The sequence below is a fragment of the Streptomyces cyslabdanicus genome, from assembly GCF_052663305.1.
Genome location: NZ_JBQRUW010000030.1, coordinates 75,010 through 89,008, shown reverse-complemented (window position 1 = coordinate 89,008; position 13,999 = coordinate 75,010). Strand labels below are relative to the sequence as shown.

Sequence of the window (13,999 nt, the reverse complement as noted above, 5' to 3'; positions counted from 1 at the left end):
TTTTCCCCCAGGGGAAAAGAGGGAGGGGGGGGGAGAACTTCTGGGGGAGGGGGGGTGCGCCCCAGCCGTGCCGGTGTCTCCGGGTCTCCGTGTCTCCGGGTTTCCGTGTCCTCGTGTCCCCGTGTCGCGGACTGCGGGTCCGCGGTGTTCACCAACCGCTGCCGGCCGTCTCCTCGGAGGGCAGCAGGATCCACAGCGCGAGGTAGACCAGGAACTGCGGGCCGGGCAGCAGGCAGGACAACACGAAGATCACGCGCATCGTCGTGGCGGAGGTGCCGAAGCGCCGAGCCAGCGCAGCGCACACTCCGCCGAGCATGCGGCCGTGGGTCGGGCGGGCGAGGGCGGTCATGGTCGACTCCTTGGTGGGCTGTCGGTGCGGGGCCGCTCCGTCGGCCGCCCCGTCCGTCTTCCACGTTAGGGAGACGAAGGGGGCAGAGCGTCGCTCCACGGGGCGAGGCCGACCCTGGGAATCGTCGGGGTGCGCCCCTGAGGCGGGTCCTCCGGGCGAGGGGCGGTCCGCTCCCGGCGCTCCGCCCCGCGGCGGAGGCGCGAGCGGCCCGTGGGGACGACCGCGAGGTGGGCGAGGGCCACGCCCACGGAGTTCAGCAGGAGTGTGTCGACGTCCACCACCCGGCCCGGTACGCCCGTCTGGAGCAGGGCGATGCCCAGGGAGACCAGGGTGCCGGCGGCGACCGTGCGGAACAGGGACCCGACCGGGGAGACCTGGAGGCTGCCGTGCGTCATCGGCAGCAGGACACCCAGCGGCGCCAGCAGCGCCAGTCCCTCGCCGATGCGCCGGGCCGCCTCGGGCCAGCCCAGCGCGAGGTCGGCCCGGACGGTGGCGAGCGGACGCAGGTTGGGCGGCGTCACCCAGGGAACGTCCAGTGGACGCAGCGTGAGCCAGGCGACGAGCGCGAGGTGGGCGACGAGGAGGACACCCCCTGTCGCGCGGACGTGGATCGCGGCGCTGCCGCAGCTGGAGCCTTGACGCTGCACGCCACCCAAGACGCGACCCCCGGCACGATCGGTTCCGGCGGGACGGCACACTCCGTGGTGAGTGCCGCGCCACACCCGCGCGTGCCGCCCGTGGGCCCCCGGATTCAGCCGCCGGCCACCTGGGTCGACGGGGGGAGTGTGGTGCCCGGGCGGGAGCGGAGTTCCGCGGTGCACTCGTAGCGGCGCAGGCCCGTGTCGCCCGGGCCGCCCAGGACGACCGAGCCGTCACCCTCGGCGGCGGCCGAGTCGGACAGCGTGCACACGATCTGCGCGAGGGCGTACAGGGCGAGGCCGGCGGGCGCGCTGCTCAGCCGGAGCGTGTCGGCGGGGTCACGGGGACGCGGCCCCTCGACCCTGAGGCCGCCCGGGACGTGCGTGGTGTACCCGGCCTCCTTCTCACCGGCCGACGGCGGCTCGGTGAGCTGGTCGATCAGCGCCTGGGCCACGATCACCCGCCGCCGCGCGTCCGCGGTGCCGTCCGGCACCCGTACCGTACGGTCGACGGCCACCAGCGACGAGCCGCACAACAGGAACACCTGGACGGGCACGCCGCGCGCGGACTGGACGGTCAGGTCGGGCTGGGACAGCGAGCACGGCACGCGGGAGGGCGCGCCGCCGAAGTCCGTGGGCACCTCGGTGGGCCGGATGCCGCACCCGGCGAGCAGCAGGCCCAGGGCGGTCAGCGCCGCCGGCAGCAGTCGGCGCGCGTTCATCGGACCGCTCCCTTCGAGCCGTTGTCCCTGTCCCGCTCGCGCTCGGACCGCTCGCGCTCGGACCGCTCGCGCTCGGACCGCTCGCGCTCGGACTGCTCGCGCTCGGTCCGCTCCGCGAGCGACGAGGCGTCCTGCGGCAGCCGCAACGTGAACACCGCTCCGCCCTCGGGCGAGTTGGCCGCGGTGATGCCGCCGCCGTGGATGTGCGCGTTGTTCAGCGCGATGGACAGTCCCAGGCCGCTGCCCTCGGAGCGCGGCCGGGACGCGCTCGCCTTGTAGAAGCGGTCGAAGACGTGCGGCAGGACGTCCTCGGGGATGCCGGGCCCGTGGTCGCGCACCTCGATGACGATCTCGGCGGGCCCCTGCGCGTCCTCGGCCGACTCGCGCACCGACACCCGCACCGGCGAGCCGCCGTGCTTGAGCGCGTTGCCGATCAGGTTGGCGAGGATGACGTCCAGGCGGCGCGGGTCGAGCCGGGCGTGGATGCCGCGCTCGGCGTCCAGCTCGACGGCGTCCAGCCAGGCGCGGGCGTCGATGCAGGCGGTGATCTGGTCGGCGATGTCGACGTCGTCCAGCACCAGCCGGGCCGTGCCCGCGTCGAAGCGGGTGACCTCCATCAGGTTCTCGACCAGGTCGTTCAGCCGCCGGGTCTCGCTGACGACGAGCCGGACCGCCGGTTCGATCATCGGGTCGATGCCGCCGCCCTCGAATTCCAGCTCCTCTTCGAGGACCTCCGTCACGGCGGTGATGGCGGTCAGCGGCGTACGCAGTTCATGGCTCATGTCCGCGACGAAGCGGCGGGAGGACTCGTCGCGTGCGGCCATGTCGGCGACCCGTTTCTCCAGCGCCTCGGCCGCCTTGTTGAACGTGCGGGACAGGTCGGCGAGTTCGTCGGTGCCGGACACCCGCAGCCGGGTGTCGAGCTTGCCCTCGCCGAGCCGGCGCGCGGCGACTCCCAGCCGGTGCACCGGCTTCAGGACCGTCGTGGCTGCGGCCTGGGCGAGCAGGGCGGCGCCGACGAGCGCCAGGCCGGTGGCGATGCCCAGGGACCAGGCCAGCGAGTTGAGGTCCTTGGCCTCCGGCTCCAGCGACTTGAGCATGTAGCTGGTCGGGCCGCCGCCGATCACCCGGGTGCCGGCCACCAGGTACGGCTGGCCGTGCACGACGATCCGCTGCCAGTACAGGTGGTAGGGCGCCTTGTTGGCGGAGGTGAGCGGCTGCTGCCTGTTCACCGCGGTGCGCAGCGAGGCGGGCACGTCCTCCAGCGAGAAGCCGTTCAGCCCGCCTGAGTTGCCGTACAGCGTTCTGCCGTTCGCGTCCTGGCCGACCAGCAGTACGACGAAGCGCTGGCTGCTGCCTGCCATCTGTCCGGCGGTGTGCTGGAGCTGGTCCTGCGTGGTGTGCACAGGCAGCGCGCCCGCGCGGTTCTGCACCTCCTGCTGGAAGTCGCGCAGCGCCGCGTCCTGGGCGCGGGTGAGCACCGCCTCGCGGTTGAGCCAGTACGCGATCCCGGACGCCGACACGGCCGCGGTCAGCGCGACCAGCGCGAAGACGACGACCAGCCGCAGGCGCAGACTGGTGAACCGCAGCCGGGACAACGTTCCCCTGCGCCCCGATGCCCAGCTCCGGAGTCCGCCGTGCTCGTCGGTCACTGAGGCGCGTCCAGGCGGTAGCCGACCCCGCGCACGGTGCGGATCAGTGTCGGGGACGAGGGCACGTCCTCGACCTTGGCGCGCAGCCGCTGCACACAGGCGTCCACCAGCCGCGAGTCACCGAGGTAGTCGTGCTCCCACACCAGCCGCAGCAGCTGCTGCCGGGACAGCGCCTGACCGGGCCGGCGGCTCAGCTCCAGCAGCAGTCTCAGCTCGGTCGGGGTCAGCTGGAGGTCCTCGCCGTTCTTCGTCACGGTCATCGCCGCCCGGTCGATGACCAGGCTGCCGAAGGTCGCCGCGTCGTTCGCCTCCCGCTCGCCGCGCCGCAGCACGGCCCGGATCCGGGCGTCCAGCACGCGCCCCTGCACGGGTTTGACCACGTAGTCGTCGGCTCCGGACTCCAGTCCGACCACCACGTCGATGTCGTCGCTGCGCGCGGTGAGCAGAATGATCGGCAGCTGGTCCGTGCGCCGGATGCGCCGGCACACCTCGAACCCGTCGATGCCGGGCAGCATCACGTCCAGCACGATCAGGTCCGGCCGCTGCTCGCGCAGCAGCTTCAGACCGTCCTCGCCGCTGGCAGCGGTGGCCACCCGATGCCCCTGGCGCGTCAGTGAGAGCTCCAGGGCCGTCCGGATGGCGTCGTCGTCCTCGATCAGCAACAGGGAAGGCACGGGCTTCATTCTGGCCCATGCGGGGGCGGTGTTTCGACACCCGTACGGCGACCAGCGCCCGGTACCGGGCCGCGCGCCTCTGTGACAGGTCTGTGACAGTCGGCGGACACGGTCATGAAGTGACCACGGCAAGCTCGTCGGCACGGGGCAAGGAAGCAGGACGGAAGACCGGAACTCCACGACGGGGGGCGCGAATGAACACGCTGCACAGCACCAGCCACAGCGCAGTGGTCACGCGTCTGCACGACGTGGCCCGGTCTCCGGAGAAGTCCGGTGCCGTGAGCGGGCGGGGGTGCGCTCGCGGCACCGGGCGTCAGCACACCGCACATGCGCAGCAGGGTCTTCAGCCGTGCATGACGGTGGTTGACGCGAACACGGGGGAAGAAGCGGGGGAAACACCGGGGGAAATACACGGGGGAACCGCGTACGGGGAGGGCTCGGGGGAGCGCCGCACGCCGACGGGGACGCTGGACGCCGAAGCGGCGTTCACCGCCTACGTCCAGGAGCGCCGCGCCTCCCTGTACGCAACCGCCTACCACCTCACCGGCGACCGCTTCGAGGCCGAGGACCTGCTGCAGAGCGCGCTGTTCTCGACCTACCGGGCGTGGGACCGGATCAGTGACAAGGCGGCTGTCGGCGGATATCTCCGCCGCACCATGACCAACCTGCACATCAGCGCCTGGCGGCGCCGCAAGCTCAACGAGTACCCGACCGAGGAACTGCCGGAGGCGCCCGGCGACACGGACGCCATGCGCGGCACCGAGCTGCGCACCGTCCTGTGGCAGGCGCTGGCCCGGCTGCCGGAGCTCCAGCGCACCATGCTGGTCCTGCGCTACTACGAGGGCCGTACGGACCCGGAGATCGCGGACGTCCTCGGCATCAGTGTCGGCACGGTGAAGTCCAGCATCTGGCGGTCCCTGCGCCGGCTGCGTGATGACGAGGTCCTCAGCTTCGGCCGTGACCGTGAGGAGTCCTTCGGCGAGCTCGTCGCCTGAACCGACCGAAGGGCAGGGGGACCCCGGGGAACCGGGGGAAGGAAAGACGGGGAACCCGGGGGTAACGGGGACTCCGGAGACCGGGGGAACACGGGGGAAGTACGGGGGACACGGGGGACACGGGGGATACGGGGGAACACCACGGGGGAGCGTGGGGGAGCACCAAGGGAGCGGGACTGGAGGACCGGGGGGTCTGTCCAGTCCCGCTTTCGCGTGTTTCACGCGCGTCGAGGTGCGAGGGGGCGTACGGGGTGCGAGAGGGGCGTACGCGGTGCGTGCGAGGTGCGTATGCACCCGCATCCCGTACGCCCCCGTCCCGTGCGCCGGTTACGCGGCCGTCCGCGTCTGCGCCTGCCGTCCCGCCGCCGCGGCGGCCAGCCGGCCGAGGGCCTCGTCCCGGTCGCAGGCGTGGGCGCCCAGCGCGACCTGACGGGCGACGATCGACCGCTCGGCGCGCATCAGCCGCCAGCCCCGGCGCAGCAGGAACGGCACCGACTTGCGGCCCTCCTTCAGGTCCCGCGCGAAGCGCCGCCGGAAGGTCGTGACCGGCCCGCGGTTCAGGCACAGCGCGTCGGCCAGGACGCCGAGTTCCCGGCAGCGCGCCACGATCTCGGCGGCGAAGACGCCCTCGGCGATGAACAGCGGGGTGCGGCCGATGTGCAGCGTGTCCTCGCCGGTACGGGCGCTCAGCGAGATGTCGTACACCGGCACGCTCGTGGTGCCCGTCGCGCACAGCCGGCCGATCGCCGCGACCGCGACGTCCGCGTCCCACGAGCCGGGGTGGTCCCAGTCGATGTCCGAACTCCCCGCCACCAGCGGCAGGGTCGGGTCCCCGGCCTCCTTGTAGAAGTCGTCGAGGCGCAGCACGGGCAGTCCGGAGCGGGCGGCGACCAGGGACTTGCCCGAGCCCGAGGGGCCGCACAGCAGCACGACGCGGGCGGGAGACGCGGGATGAAGGCTCACGGAACACCAGTTTGACGCATGGTGGCCCGCCTGTTGACCCCGCGGGTCGGCTTTGGAACGTGGCTTACGTCTCAACTACCGTGTGCACTGTTCTCGTTACCCAGCGCAGCAGAAGGTGGCATCAGCAATGGCACGACACGCGTCCCTCCCCCGCTCCACCGCCCGGCGCGCCCTGGTCGCCGTCGCGACCGCCGGGGCCGCCCTGGGCGTGGGCGCGTCGGCGGCGTCGGCGGAGATCCTCCCGGGCGGCGGTGAGGGCCACCTGCTCAGTTCCCTCGGCCGGGCTGACACGCAGTCGGGTGTGCGGGCGCTGACGGGCGCGGTCGGCCACACCACCGGAACGGTCACGGCCCTCAAGCCCAACCCGCTCGCGGGCACCGGCGTGGACCCGCTCGACAACGGCGTCGGCACCCAACTCGCCGACTTCCGGCCCGTCAGCTCGAAGATGCTCACCGGCCCGGTGGCCCAGGCCCCGTCGGTGGGCGCCGTGCCGGTCGTCGGCGGGCTGCTCGGGTCGGTGCGCTGACCAGAGCGCGCGCGCCGACCCGAGCGCACGCGGAGAGCCGCGCCTCCCCCGGACGGAGGGGAGACGCGGCTCTCGTCCGTGTGGGGCGCCGTGGTCGGGCGCCCCGGGCCGCTCAGTACGACGAGCCGGAGGCGCCCAGGGAACCCGTGGGGTGCCAGACCGTCTTGGTCTCCAGGAAGGCCGTCATGCGGTCGATGCCCGGCGTCGCGGCGAAGTCCACAGGCTGTGGACGAAGGACGCGCTTGAGGTTGTCCGCCGCCGCGATCTCCAGTTCCTTCGCCAGCGCCTCGTCGGCGCCGGTCAGGTCGATCGCGTTGACGTCCTGGTGCGCGGCCAGCGGCGCGGCGATCTCCGCCGTACGGCCGGACAGGATGTTGACGACGCCGCCGGGCAGGTCGGAGGTGGCCAGCACCTCGCCCAGCGATAGCGCCGGAAGCGGGGCGTTCTCGCTCGCGATCACCACGGCCGTGTTGCCGGTCGCGATCACAGGGGCGATCACCGAGACCAGGCCCAGGAAGGACGACTCCTGCGGGGCGAGGACCGCGACCACGCCCGTCGGCTCGGGGGAGGAGAGGTTGAAGAAGGGGCCCGCCACCGGGTTGCCGCCGCCGACCACCTGGGCGATCTTGTCGGTCCAGCCCGCGTACCAGACCCAGCGGTCGATCGCCGCGTCGACCTGCGCGGCCGCCTTGGTCTTGGACAGGCCCTCGGCCTCGGCGACCTCGCGCACGAACTGCTCGCGGCGGCCCTCCAGCATCTCCGCGATGCGATAGAGGATCTGGCCCCGGTTGTAAGCGGTCGCGCCGGACCACGCCCCGAACGCCTTGCGCGCGGCGACGACCGCGTCACGGGCGTCCTTGCGGGACGACAGCGGTGCGTTCGCCAGCCAGTTGCCCTTGGAGTCGCTCACCTCGTACACCCGGCCGCTCTCGGAACGCGGGAACTTGCCGCCCACGTACAGCTTGTAGGTCTTGAGGACCGAAAGCCGCCGTTCGGTCGTCGCCCCAGACTTCTCGGACTTCTCAGACATCGAGGTACGCCTCCAGGCCGTGGCGGCCGCCCTCGCGGCCGAAGCCCGACTCCTTGTAACCGCCGAACGGCGAGGTCGGGTCGAACTTGTTGAACGTGTTGGACCAGATCACGCCCGCGCGGAGCTTGCTCGCCACCGCCAGGATGCGCGAGCCCTTCTCGGTCCAGATGCCCGCCGACAGGCCGTACTGCGTGTTGTTGGCCTTGGCCACGGCCTCCTCAGGGGTGCGGAAGGTCAGCACGGACAGCACCGGGCCGAAGATCTCGTCGCGGGCGATGGTGTGGGCCTGGGTGACGCCGGTGAACAGCGTCGGGGCGAACCAGTAGCCGGACGAGGGGAGTTCGCAGGCCGGGGACCAGCGCTCGGCGCCCTCGGCCTCGCCCTTCTCGGTGAGCGCGGTGATCCGGGCCAACTGCTCGGCGGAGTTGATCGCGCCGATGTCGGTGTTCTTGTCCAGCGGGTCGCCGAGGCGGAGCGTGGACAGCCGGCGCTTGAGCGAGTCCAGCAGCTCGTCCTGGATCGACTCCTGCACCAGCAGCCGCGAGCCCGCGCAGCAGACCTGGCCCTGGTTGAAGAAGATGCCGGTCACGATGCCCTCGACGGCCTGGTCGATCGGGGCGTCGTCGAAGACGATGTTGGCGCCCTTGCCGCCCAGTTCGAGGGTGACCTTCTTGCGGGTGCCCGCGACCGTGCGGGCGATCGCCTTGCCGACGGCCGTGGAGCCGGTGAAGGCGACCTTGTTCACGTCCGGGTGCGCGACCAGCGCGGCGCCCGCGTCACCGTAGCCGGGGACGATGTTGACCACGCCCTTGGGCAGGCCCGCCTGGCGGCAGATGTCCGCGAAGAACAGTGCCGACAGCGGAGTGGTCTCCGCCGGCTTGAGCACGACCGTGTTGCCGGTGGCCAGCGCCGGGGCGATCTTCCAGGCCAGCATCAGCAGGGGGAAGTTCCAGGGGATGACCTGGCCGGCCACGCCGAGCGGCCGGGGGTTCGCCCCGAATCCCGCGTGGTCCAGCTTGTCGGCCCAGCCCGCGTAGTAGAAGAAGTGCGCGGCGACCAGGGGCAGGTCGGCGTCGCGGGTCTCCCTGATCGGCTTGCCGTTGTCCAGCGTCTCCAGGACCGCCAGCTCACGGCTGCGCTCCTGGACGATGCGGGCGATGCGGAAGAGGTACTTGGCACGCTCGGAGCCGGGCAGCGCCGACCACGTCGCGAAGGCCTTGCGGGCGGCCTTCACCGCGCGGTCGACGTCCGCCTCGCCGGCCTGGGCGACCTCGGAGAGCACCTCCTCGGTGGAGGGGCTGACCGTCTTGAAGACCCGGCCGTCGGCCGCGTCGGCGAACTCGCCGTCGATGAACAGGCCGTAGGACGGTGCGATGTCGACGATCGAGCGGGACTCGGGCGCCGGTGCGTATGCGAAGGGGGAAGGCACGTTTTCCGTGTTCATGGGGTTCATGGGGTTCTCAGTCCACCGTCACGTAGTCGGGGCCGGAGTAGCGGCCGGTGGCCAGCTTCTGACGCTGCATCAGCAGGTCGTTCAGGAGCGAGGAGGCGCCGAAGCGGAACCAGTGGTTGTCCAGCCAGTCACCGCCGGCGGTCTCGTTGACCAGGACGAGGAACTTGATCGCGTCCTTGGAGGTGCGGATGCCGCCGGCCGGCTTCACGCCGACCTGCACGCCGGTCTGCGCCCGGAAGTCACGGACGGCCTCCAGCATGAGCAGCGTGTTGGCCGGGGTGGCGTTGACGGCGACCTTGCCGGTGGAGGTCTTGATGAAGTCGGCGCCCGCCAGCATGCCGAGCCAGCTCGCGCGGCGGATGTTGTCGTACGTCGACAGCTCGCCGGTCTCGAAGATGACCTTCAGGCGCGCGGAGGTCCCGCAGGCCTCCTTGACCGCGACGATCTCGTCGTACACCTTCAGGTACTTGCCCGCGAGGAACGCTCCGCGGTCGATGACCATGTCGATCTCGTCGGCGCCCGCGGCGACCGCCTCGCGCACGTCCGCCAGCTTGACGCCCAGCGGCGCCCGGCCGGCCGGGAAGGCGGTGGCGACCGAGGCGACCTTCACGGTCGAGCCGGCCACGGCCTGCTTCGCGGTGGCCACCATGTCGGGGTACACGCAGACCGCGGCCGTCGAGGGGGCCGTACGGTCCGTCGGGTCGGGGAGGACCGCCTTGGCGCCGAGCGCCCGGACCTTGCCCGGGGTGTCCGCGCCTTCCAGCGTCGTCAGGTCGACCATCGAGATGGCGAGGTCGATCGCGTACGCCTTCGCGGTGGTCTTGATGGAACGGGTGCCGAGCGAGGCGGCGCGCGCCTCCAGGCCGACCGCGTCGACGCCGGGCAGCCCGTGCAGGAAGCGGCGCAGTGTGCTGTCGGACGCGGTGACGTCAGCGAGAGGGGGTGCAGTGGTGGGCATGGTCACCAGACGAGCATATCTACGCGCGTAGCGGCTGTACACCCCCGGGACTCGTCTTGTGACCCTGAAGGTGACCGTGCGGTGACCCTCCCGTGCTCCGGCACCGCGGATGAGGGCTCCCGCGCACGTCGGGCAGAATCGGGGCCATGACGACGCCCGAGCACGAGCCCCCCGCGCCGCAGCCCGCCTCCCCCGAGTACGAGGACCGGGTCCACCGGTCGTCCGCAGGCATCGCGGGCGGTGTCCTGCTGCTCGCCATCATCGGGTGGCTGGGCATCGACGCGATGGTCGTCGGGGAGGGCCGCACCCCGTGGCTGGCGCTGGCCGGGATGATCCTCGCGGTGCCGCTCGTGGTGGCCTTCACCCTGCGGCCCGCCGTGTACGTCAGCCGTGACCGGCTGCGCGTCCGCAACCCCTTGCGCGTGATCGTGCTGCCCTGGGGCCAGGTCGCCGGGCTGCGCTCCGGCTACTCGAACGAGGTGCTGGACCGGTCCGGCACCAAGTACCAGCTGTGGGCCGTGCCGGTCTCGCTGCGGGGGCGCAAGCGGGCCGCCCGCCAGGAGGCGCGGGCCGCCGCCAGGGGCGAGCGGGTCGCGGGGGCGGGCGGGCGCGCCGGCGGCGCCTTCGGGTTCGGCGGGCCGGGCCGCGGGCAGGCCGCGGGCGGCGACGGGCCCGTCCGCGTGGCCGGCGACCAGTTCATGGACGACCTGCGCGAGCTGCGGGACACCCGGGAGAACGCCGAGACGGCCCAGGGCGAGGTGACGGTCCGCTGGGCGTACGAGATCGTGGGTCCGGCGCTGGCCGGCGCGGTGCTGCTGGCGATCCTGATCGCGCTGGGCTGACGCACGCGGCGGCACGCCGTCACGGCGGTACCTCTCTCGCCGGCACGTCGGTACGCCACCACCGGCACCTCCCCCCGCCGATACGTCGGTACGGCTGGTACGTCTCCCCGTGGTGCGGGCAGCGCGTCCGTGGGCCGGGCCGCATGGGCCGGCCGGAACGGGAACGGGTGTCCCTCCGTCGGAGGGACACCCGTTCCTTTTCGCTGCGGGCGGACGCCCGTCTGCGCCGCGGGTCAGATGCCCGCCGCGGCCGACAGGTCCCGCTTGATCGACGCCAGGAGGGCGTCGGCCTCGGCGCGGGCCGCGGGGAGGCCGGCGTGGTCGCCGACCGGGATCACGACCTCCAGGTAGCACTTCAGCTTGGGCTCCGTGCCGCTGGGGCGGACGATGACGCGGGCGCCGTCGAGGGTGTAGCGCAGGCCGTCCGTGGGGGGCAGCCGGTCCGTGCCCCGGGTGAGGTCCTCGGAGCGGGTGACGGGCAGGCCCGCGAGCGCGGTCGGGGGCTGCTCGCGCAGGCGGCGCATCGCGTCGGCGATCAGCGAGAGGTCCTCGACGCGGACCGAGAGCTGGTCGGTGGCGTGCAGGCCGTGCTCGACGGCGAGGTCGTCCAGCAGGTCGAGCAGGGTGCGGCCCTCCTCCTTGAGCCGGGAGGCCAGCTCGGTGATCAGGAGCGCGGCGGTGATGCCGTCCTTGTCGCGTACGCCGTCGGGGTCGACGCAGTAGCCCAGGGCCTCCTCGTAGCCGTAGCGCAGCCCCTCCGCGCGGGCGATCCACTTGAAGCCGGTGAGCGTCTCCTCGTGGCGCAGGCCCGCCTTCCGGGCGATGCGGCCGAGGAGGGAGGAGGAGACGATCGACTCCGCGAAGGTGCCGGTCACGCCGCGGGAGACCAGGTGGGCGGCGAGCAGGGCACCCACCTCGTCGCCGCGCAGCATGCGCCAGTCGGCGCCCTGCCTGACGGCCACCGCGCAGCGGTCGGCGTCCGGGTCGTTGGCGATGACCAGGTCCGGGTCGCTCGCATGGGCCGTGGCGAACGCCAGGTCCATCGCGCCGGGCTCCTCCGGGTTGGGGAAGGCGACGGTCGGGAAGTCCGGGTCCGGCTCGGCCTGTTCGGCGACCAGGGTCGGGGCCGGGAAGCCGGCCCGGGCGAACGCGGCGAGGAGGGTGTCCTTGCCGACGCCGTGCATCGCCGTGTAGACGGTGCGGGCCGTGCGGGGCGAGCCGGGGGCGAGGACCGCGTCCGTACGGGCCAGGTAGGCCTCCAGGACGGAGTCGTCGAGGACCTCCCAGCCGGAGTCCGGGCGCGGCACCGCGGTGAGCGTGGTGATCGCGTCGATCTCGGCGGCGATCCCGGCGTCCGCCGGCGGCACGATCTGGGAGCCGTCGCCCAGGTAGACCTTGTAGCCGTTGTCGCGGGGCGGGTTGTGGCTGGCGGTGACCTCCACGCCGGCGACCGCGCCCAGGTGCCTGATGGCGAAGGCGAGGACCGGGGTGGGCAGGGGGCGGGGGAGCACGGCGGCACGCAGTCCGGCGCCGGTCATGACGGCGGCGGTGTCCCGGGCGAAGTCGGCGGACTTGTGCCGGGCGTCGTAGCCGATGACGACGAGTCCGGCGTTCTCGTCCCCGTGGGCGGTCCCGTTCGCCTTCAGGTACGCGGCGAGGCCGGCGGCGGCGCGGATGACGACGGAGCGGTTCATGCGCATGGGGCCGGCGCCGAGTTCGCCGCGCAGGCCGGCGGTGCCGAACTGGAGCGTGCCGGCGAAGCGGGCGGCCAGCTCCTTGATGTTTTCGGTGTTTTCGGTGGTTTCGGTGTTTTCGGCGGTCTCGGTTTCGAGGAGCCGGGCGAGTTCGTCACGGGTCTCGGCGTCGGGGTCCTCGGCCAGCCACGCCTTGGCCCGTGCGATGAGGTCGTCGTGCACGGTGGATCAGCCTCTCGTGAGTTTGTCGGCCTGGGCCGTCTGCCTCCGGCGGGTCGGAGCCGGGGCCTCTGGGATGCGGTGGGGGAGCGGGGCCGTGGGCGCCTCGGGCCGCCGCGCGCTCGGGCGTACCGCCCGGAGTCCCGAGGTCGGGGCTTCGAGGTCGCGCCGGACGGAGACCGCCAGGTGGGGGACCGCCGGGCGGAGACCGCCAGGTGGTCTCCGCCGGACGGGACCCAGTGTGCGGCAGGCCGCCGGCGCACCCGTCGGCCCCTTCCGCCGTCCGGCGGCTCGCCCCGCGCCGAGGGCGCCGCCGGACGTCGGGCGTGGCGCGCGGGTGCCGGGGCCGGGCTCTACAGGCGGCCCAGCACCTGGGTCAGGAGCGAGCCCATGCGGGCGGCGCTGTCGCGGCCCGCCTGGAGGACCTCCTCGTGGTTGAGGGGTTCGCCGGTCATGCCCGCGGCGAGGTTGGTCACCAGGGAGATGCCCAGGACCTCCGCGCCCGCCTCGCGGGCGGCGATCGCCTCCAGGACGGTGGACATGCCGACGAGGTCCGCGCCGATGGTGCGGGCCATGCGGATCTCCGCCGGCGTCTCGTAGTGCGGGCCGGGGAACTGGGCGTAGACGCCTTCCTCGAGGGTGGGGTCGACCTCCTTGCACAGGGCGCGCAGGCGCGGGGAGTACAGGTCGGTGAGGTCGACGAAGTTGGCGCCGACGATCGGCGAGGTGGCCGTCAGGTTGAGGTGGTCGCTGATCAGCACCGGCTGGCCGGGGCGCATGCCCTCGCGCAGGCCGCCGCAGCCGTTGGTGAGCACGATCGTCTTGCAGCCGGCCGAGACCGCGGTGCGTACGCCGTGGGCCACGGCGGCCACGCCCCGGCCCTCGTAGTAGTGGGTGCGCCCCAGGAAGACCAGCGCGCGTCTGTCCCCGATGGCGTACGAGCGGATCTTGCCGCCGTGGCCCTCGACCGCGGGCGGCGGGAATCCGGGCAGCTCGGTGACCGGGAACTCGGCGTCGGGGGTGCCCAGGGCGTCGACGGCCGGTGCCCAGCCGGACCCCATCACGAGGGCGACGTCGTGGGACTCGGCACCCGTGAGTTCGCGCAGGTGCGCGGCGGCGGCGTCGGCGGCGGCGTAGGGATCGCCCTGGATGTCGTCCGGAAGAAGAGATGCGTTCACGCGGATGAGCGTAGCCGGAATTCACCTACGCGCGTAGATGCCTATGGTCACGGCAATGCGATCGTTGTCTTGTCGTTTCCGACGAGAGGGGGTGCCGGAGGGGCCG

Annotated in this window: 14 protein-coding genes; 3 read left to right on the top strand and 11 right to left on the bottom strand. The window is 72.8% G+C overall.

Translation table 11 applies throughout. The annotated features are described in order from the left end of the window. Positions 1 to 148 precede the first annotated feature (148 nt). The 5 genes from ACTYVM_RS19310 to afsQ1 form a co-directional block, all read right to left on the bottom strand. A complete protein-coding gene (locus ACTYVM_RS19310; RefSeq protein ID WP_445527087.1) occupies positions 149 to 349 on the bottom strand; it encodes a PspC domain-containing protein in 201 nt (66 codons plus the stop codon). Positions 350 to 414: 65 nt separating this feature from the next. Beyond that, positions 415 to 996: a VanZ family protein gene (locus ACTYVM_RS19305; RefSeq protein ID WP_445527086.1), complete on the bottom strand. Its 582-nt coding sequence runs from the start codon at positions 994 to 996 to the stop codon at positions 415 to 417. Positions 997 to 1,100: 104 nt separating this feature from the next. Further along, positions 1,101 to 1,709 (bottom strand): GerMN domain-containing protein, encoded by a 609-nt coding sequence (locus ACTYVM_RS19300; RefSeq protein ID WP_445527085.1) that lies wholly within the window; start codon positions 1,707 to 1,709, stop codon positions 1,101 to 1,103. Next, positions 1,706 to 3,361: an ATP-binding protein gene (locus ACTYVM_RS19295; protein ID WP_445527084.1), complete on the bottom strand. Its 1,656-nt coding sequence runs from the start codon at positions 3,359 to 3,361 to the stop codon at positions 1,706 to 1,708. Before ACTYVM_RS19295 ends, ACTYVM_RS19300 begins: the two co-directional genes overlap by 4 nt. Continuing rightward, positions 3,358 to 4,035 (bottom strand): two-component system response regulator AfsQ1, encoded by a 678-nt coding sequence (gene afsQ1 / locus ACTYVM_RS19290; RefSeq protein ID WP_100569907.1) that lies wholly within the window; start codon positions 4,033 to 4,035, stop codon positions 3,358 to 3,360. The genes ACTYVM_RS19295 and afsQ1 overlap by 4 nt, the downstream gene beginning before the upstream one ends. A 194-nt stretch (positions 4,036 to 4,229) precedes the next feature. Here afsQ1 and ACTYVM_RS19285 point away from each other — a divergent pair, with 194 nt between their 5' ends. Then, positions 4,230 to 5,030 carry a SigE family RNA polymerase sigma factor gene (locus ACTYVM_RS19285; protein WP_445527083.1) on the top strand — a complete coding sequence of 267 codons (801 nt, stop codon included), beginning with the start codon at positions 4,230 to 4,232 and terminating at the stop codon, positions 5,028 to 5,030. A 327-nt stretch (positions 5,031 to 5,357) separates the two neighbouring features. On the opposite strand, the gene ACTYVM_RS19280 is transcribed toward ACTYVM_RS19285, so the two are convergent. Then, positions 5,358 to 5,993, bottom strand: a complete 636-nt coding sequence (locus ACTYVM_RS19280) for a uridine kinase family protein (RefSeq protein WP_445527082.1) — start codon at positions 5,991 to 5,993, stop codon at positions 5,358 to 5,360. A 127-nt stretch (positions 5,994 to 6,120) separates the two neighbouring features. On the opposite strand from ACTYVM_RS19280, the gene ACTYVM_RS19275 reads away from it, so the two are divergent. After that, on the top strand, positions 6,121 to 6,519 hold the full coding sequence (locus ACTYVM_RS19275) for a hypothetical protein (protein ID WP_445527081.1): 399 nt from the start codon (positions 6,121 to 6,123) through the stop codon (positions 6,517 to 6,519). 112 nt (positions 6,520 to 6,631) lie between these two features. On the opposite strand, the gene ACTYVM_RS19270 is transcribed toward ACTYVM_RS19275, so the two are convergent. Genes ACTYVM_RS19270 through deoC form a run of 3 tightly spaced genes read right to left on the bottom strand, consistent with a single transcriptional unit; the run spans position 6,632 to position 9,960 of the window. Then, positions 6,632 to 7,549, bottom strand: coding sequence for an aldehyde dehydrogenase family protein (locus tag ACTYVM_RS19270; RefSeq protein WP_445527080.1), 918 nt, complete (start codon positions 7,547 to 7,549; stop codon positions 6,632 to 6,634). Beyond that, positions 7,542 to 8,978 carry an aldehyde dehydrogenase family protein gene (locus ACTYVM_RS19265; RefSeq protein WP_445527092.1) on the bottom strand — a complete coding sequence of 479 codons (1,437 nt, stop codon included), beginning with the start codon at positions 8,976 to 8,978 and terminating at the stop codon, positions 7,542 to 7,544. Before ACTYVM_RS19265 ends, ACTYVM_RS19270 begins: the two co-directional genes overlap by 8 nt. Before the next feature lie 31 nt (positions 8,979 to 9,009). Beyond that, complete coding sequence (gene deoC / locus ACTYVM_RS19260; protein WP_445527091.1) at positions 9,010 to 9,960, bottom strand: deoxyribose-phosphate aldolase; 951 nt, start codon at positions 9,958 to 9,960, stop codon at positions 9,010 to 9,012. A gap of 146 nt (positions 9,961 to 10,106) precedes the next feature. On the opposite strand from deoC, the gene ACTYVM_RS19255 reads away from it, so the two are divergent. Continuing rightward, positions 10,107 to 10,802 (top strand): PH domain-containing protein, encoded by a 696-nt coding sequence (locus ACTYVM_RS19255; protein WP_445527079.1) that lies wholly within the window; start codon positions 10,107 to 10,109, stop codon positions 10,800 to 10,802. A gap of 233 nt (positions 10,803 to 11,035) precedes the next feature. On the opposite strand, the gene ACTYVM_RS19250 is transcribed toward ACTYVM_RS19255, so the two are convergent. Both ACTYVM_RS19250 and ACTYVM_RS19245 read right to left on the bottom strand, forming a co-directional pair. Then, positions 11,036 to 12,718, bottom strand: a complete 1,683-nt coding sequence (locus tag ACTYVM_RS19250) for a phospho-sugar mutase (RefSeq protein ID WP_445527078.1) — start codon at positions 12,716 to 12,718, stop codon at positions 11,036 to 11,038. A gap of 350 nt (positions 12,719 to 13,068) precedes the next feature. Next, the gene (locus tag ACTYVM_RS19245) at positions 13,069 to 13,893 is read right to left on the bottom strand and encodes a purine-nucleoside phosphorylase (RefSeq protein ID WP_445527077.1); all 825 of its coding nucleotides are present in this window, start codon (positions 13,891 to 13,893) and stop codon (positions 13,069 to 13,071) included. Positions 13,894 to 13,999 lie beyond the last annotated feature (106 nt).

Coding starts and splice junctions, on each gene's coding strand:
- ACTYVM_RS19270 (WP_445527080.1), bottom strand. CDS start 7,549: ATGTCTGAGAAGTCCGAGAAGTCTGGGGCGACGACCGAACGGCGGCTT.
- ACTYVM_RS19310 (WP_445527087.1), bottom strand. CDS start 349: ATGACCGCCCTCGCCCGCCCGACCCACGGCCGCATGCTCGGCGGAGTG.
- ACTYVM_RS19300 (WP_445527085.1), bottom strand. CDS start 1,709: ATGAACGCGCGCCGACTGCTGCCGGCGGCGCTGACCGCCCTGGGCCTG.
- ACTYVM_RS19275 (WP_445527081.1), top strand. CDS start 6,121: ATGGCACGACACGCGTCCCTCCCCCGCTCCACCGCCCGGCGCGCCCTG.
- ACTYVM_RS19285 (WP_445527083.1), top strand. CDS start 4,230: ATGAACACGCTGCACAGCACCAGCCACAGCGCAGTGGTCACGCGTCTG.
- deoC (WP_445527091.1), bottom strand. CDS start 9,960: ATGCCCACCACTGCACCCCCTCTCGCTGACGTCACCGCGTCCGACAGC.
- ACTYVM_RS19255 (WP_445527079.1), top strand. CDS start 10,107: ATGACGACGCCCGAGCACGAGCCCCCCGCGCCGCAGCCCGCCTCCCCC.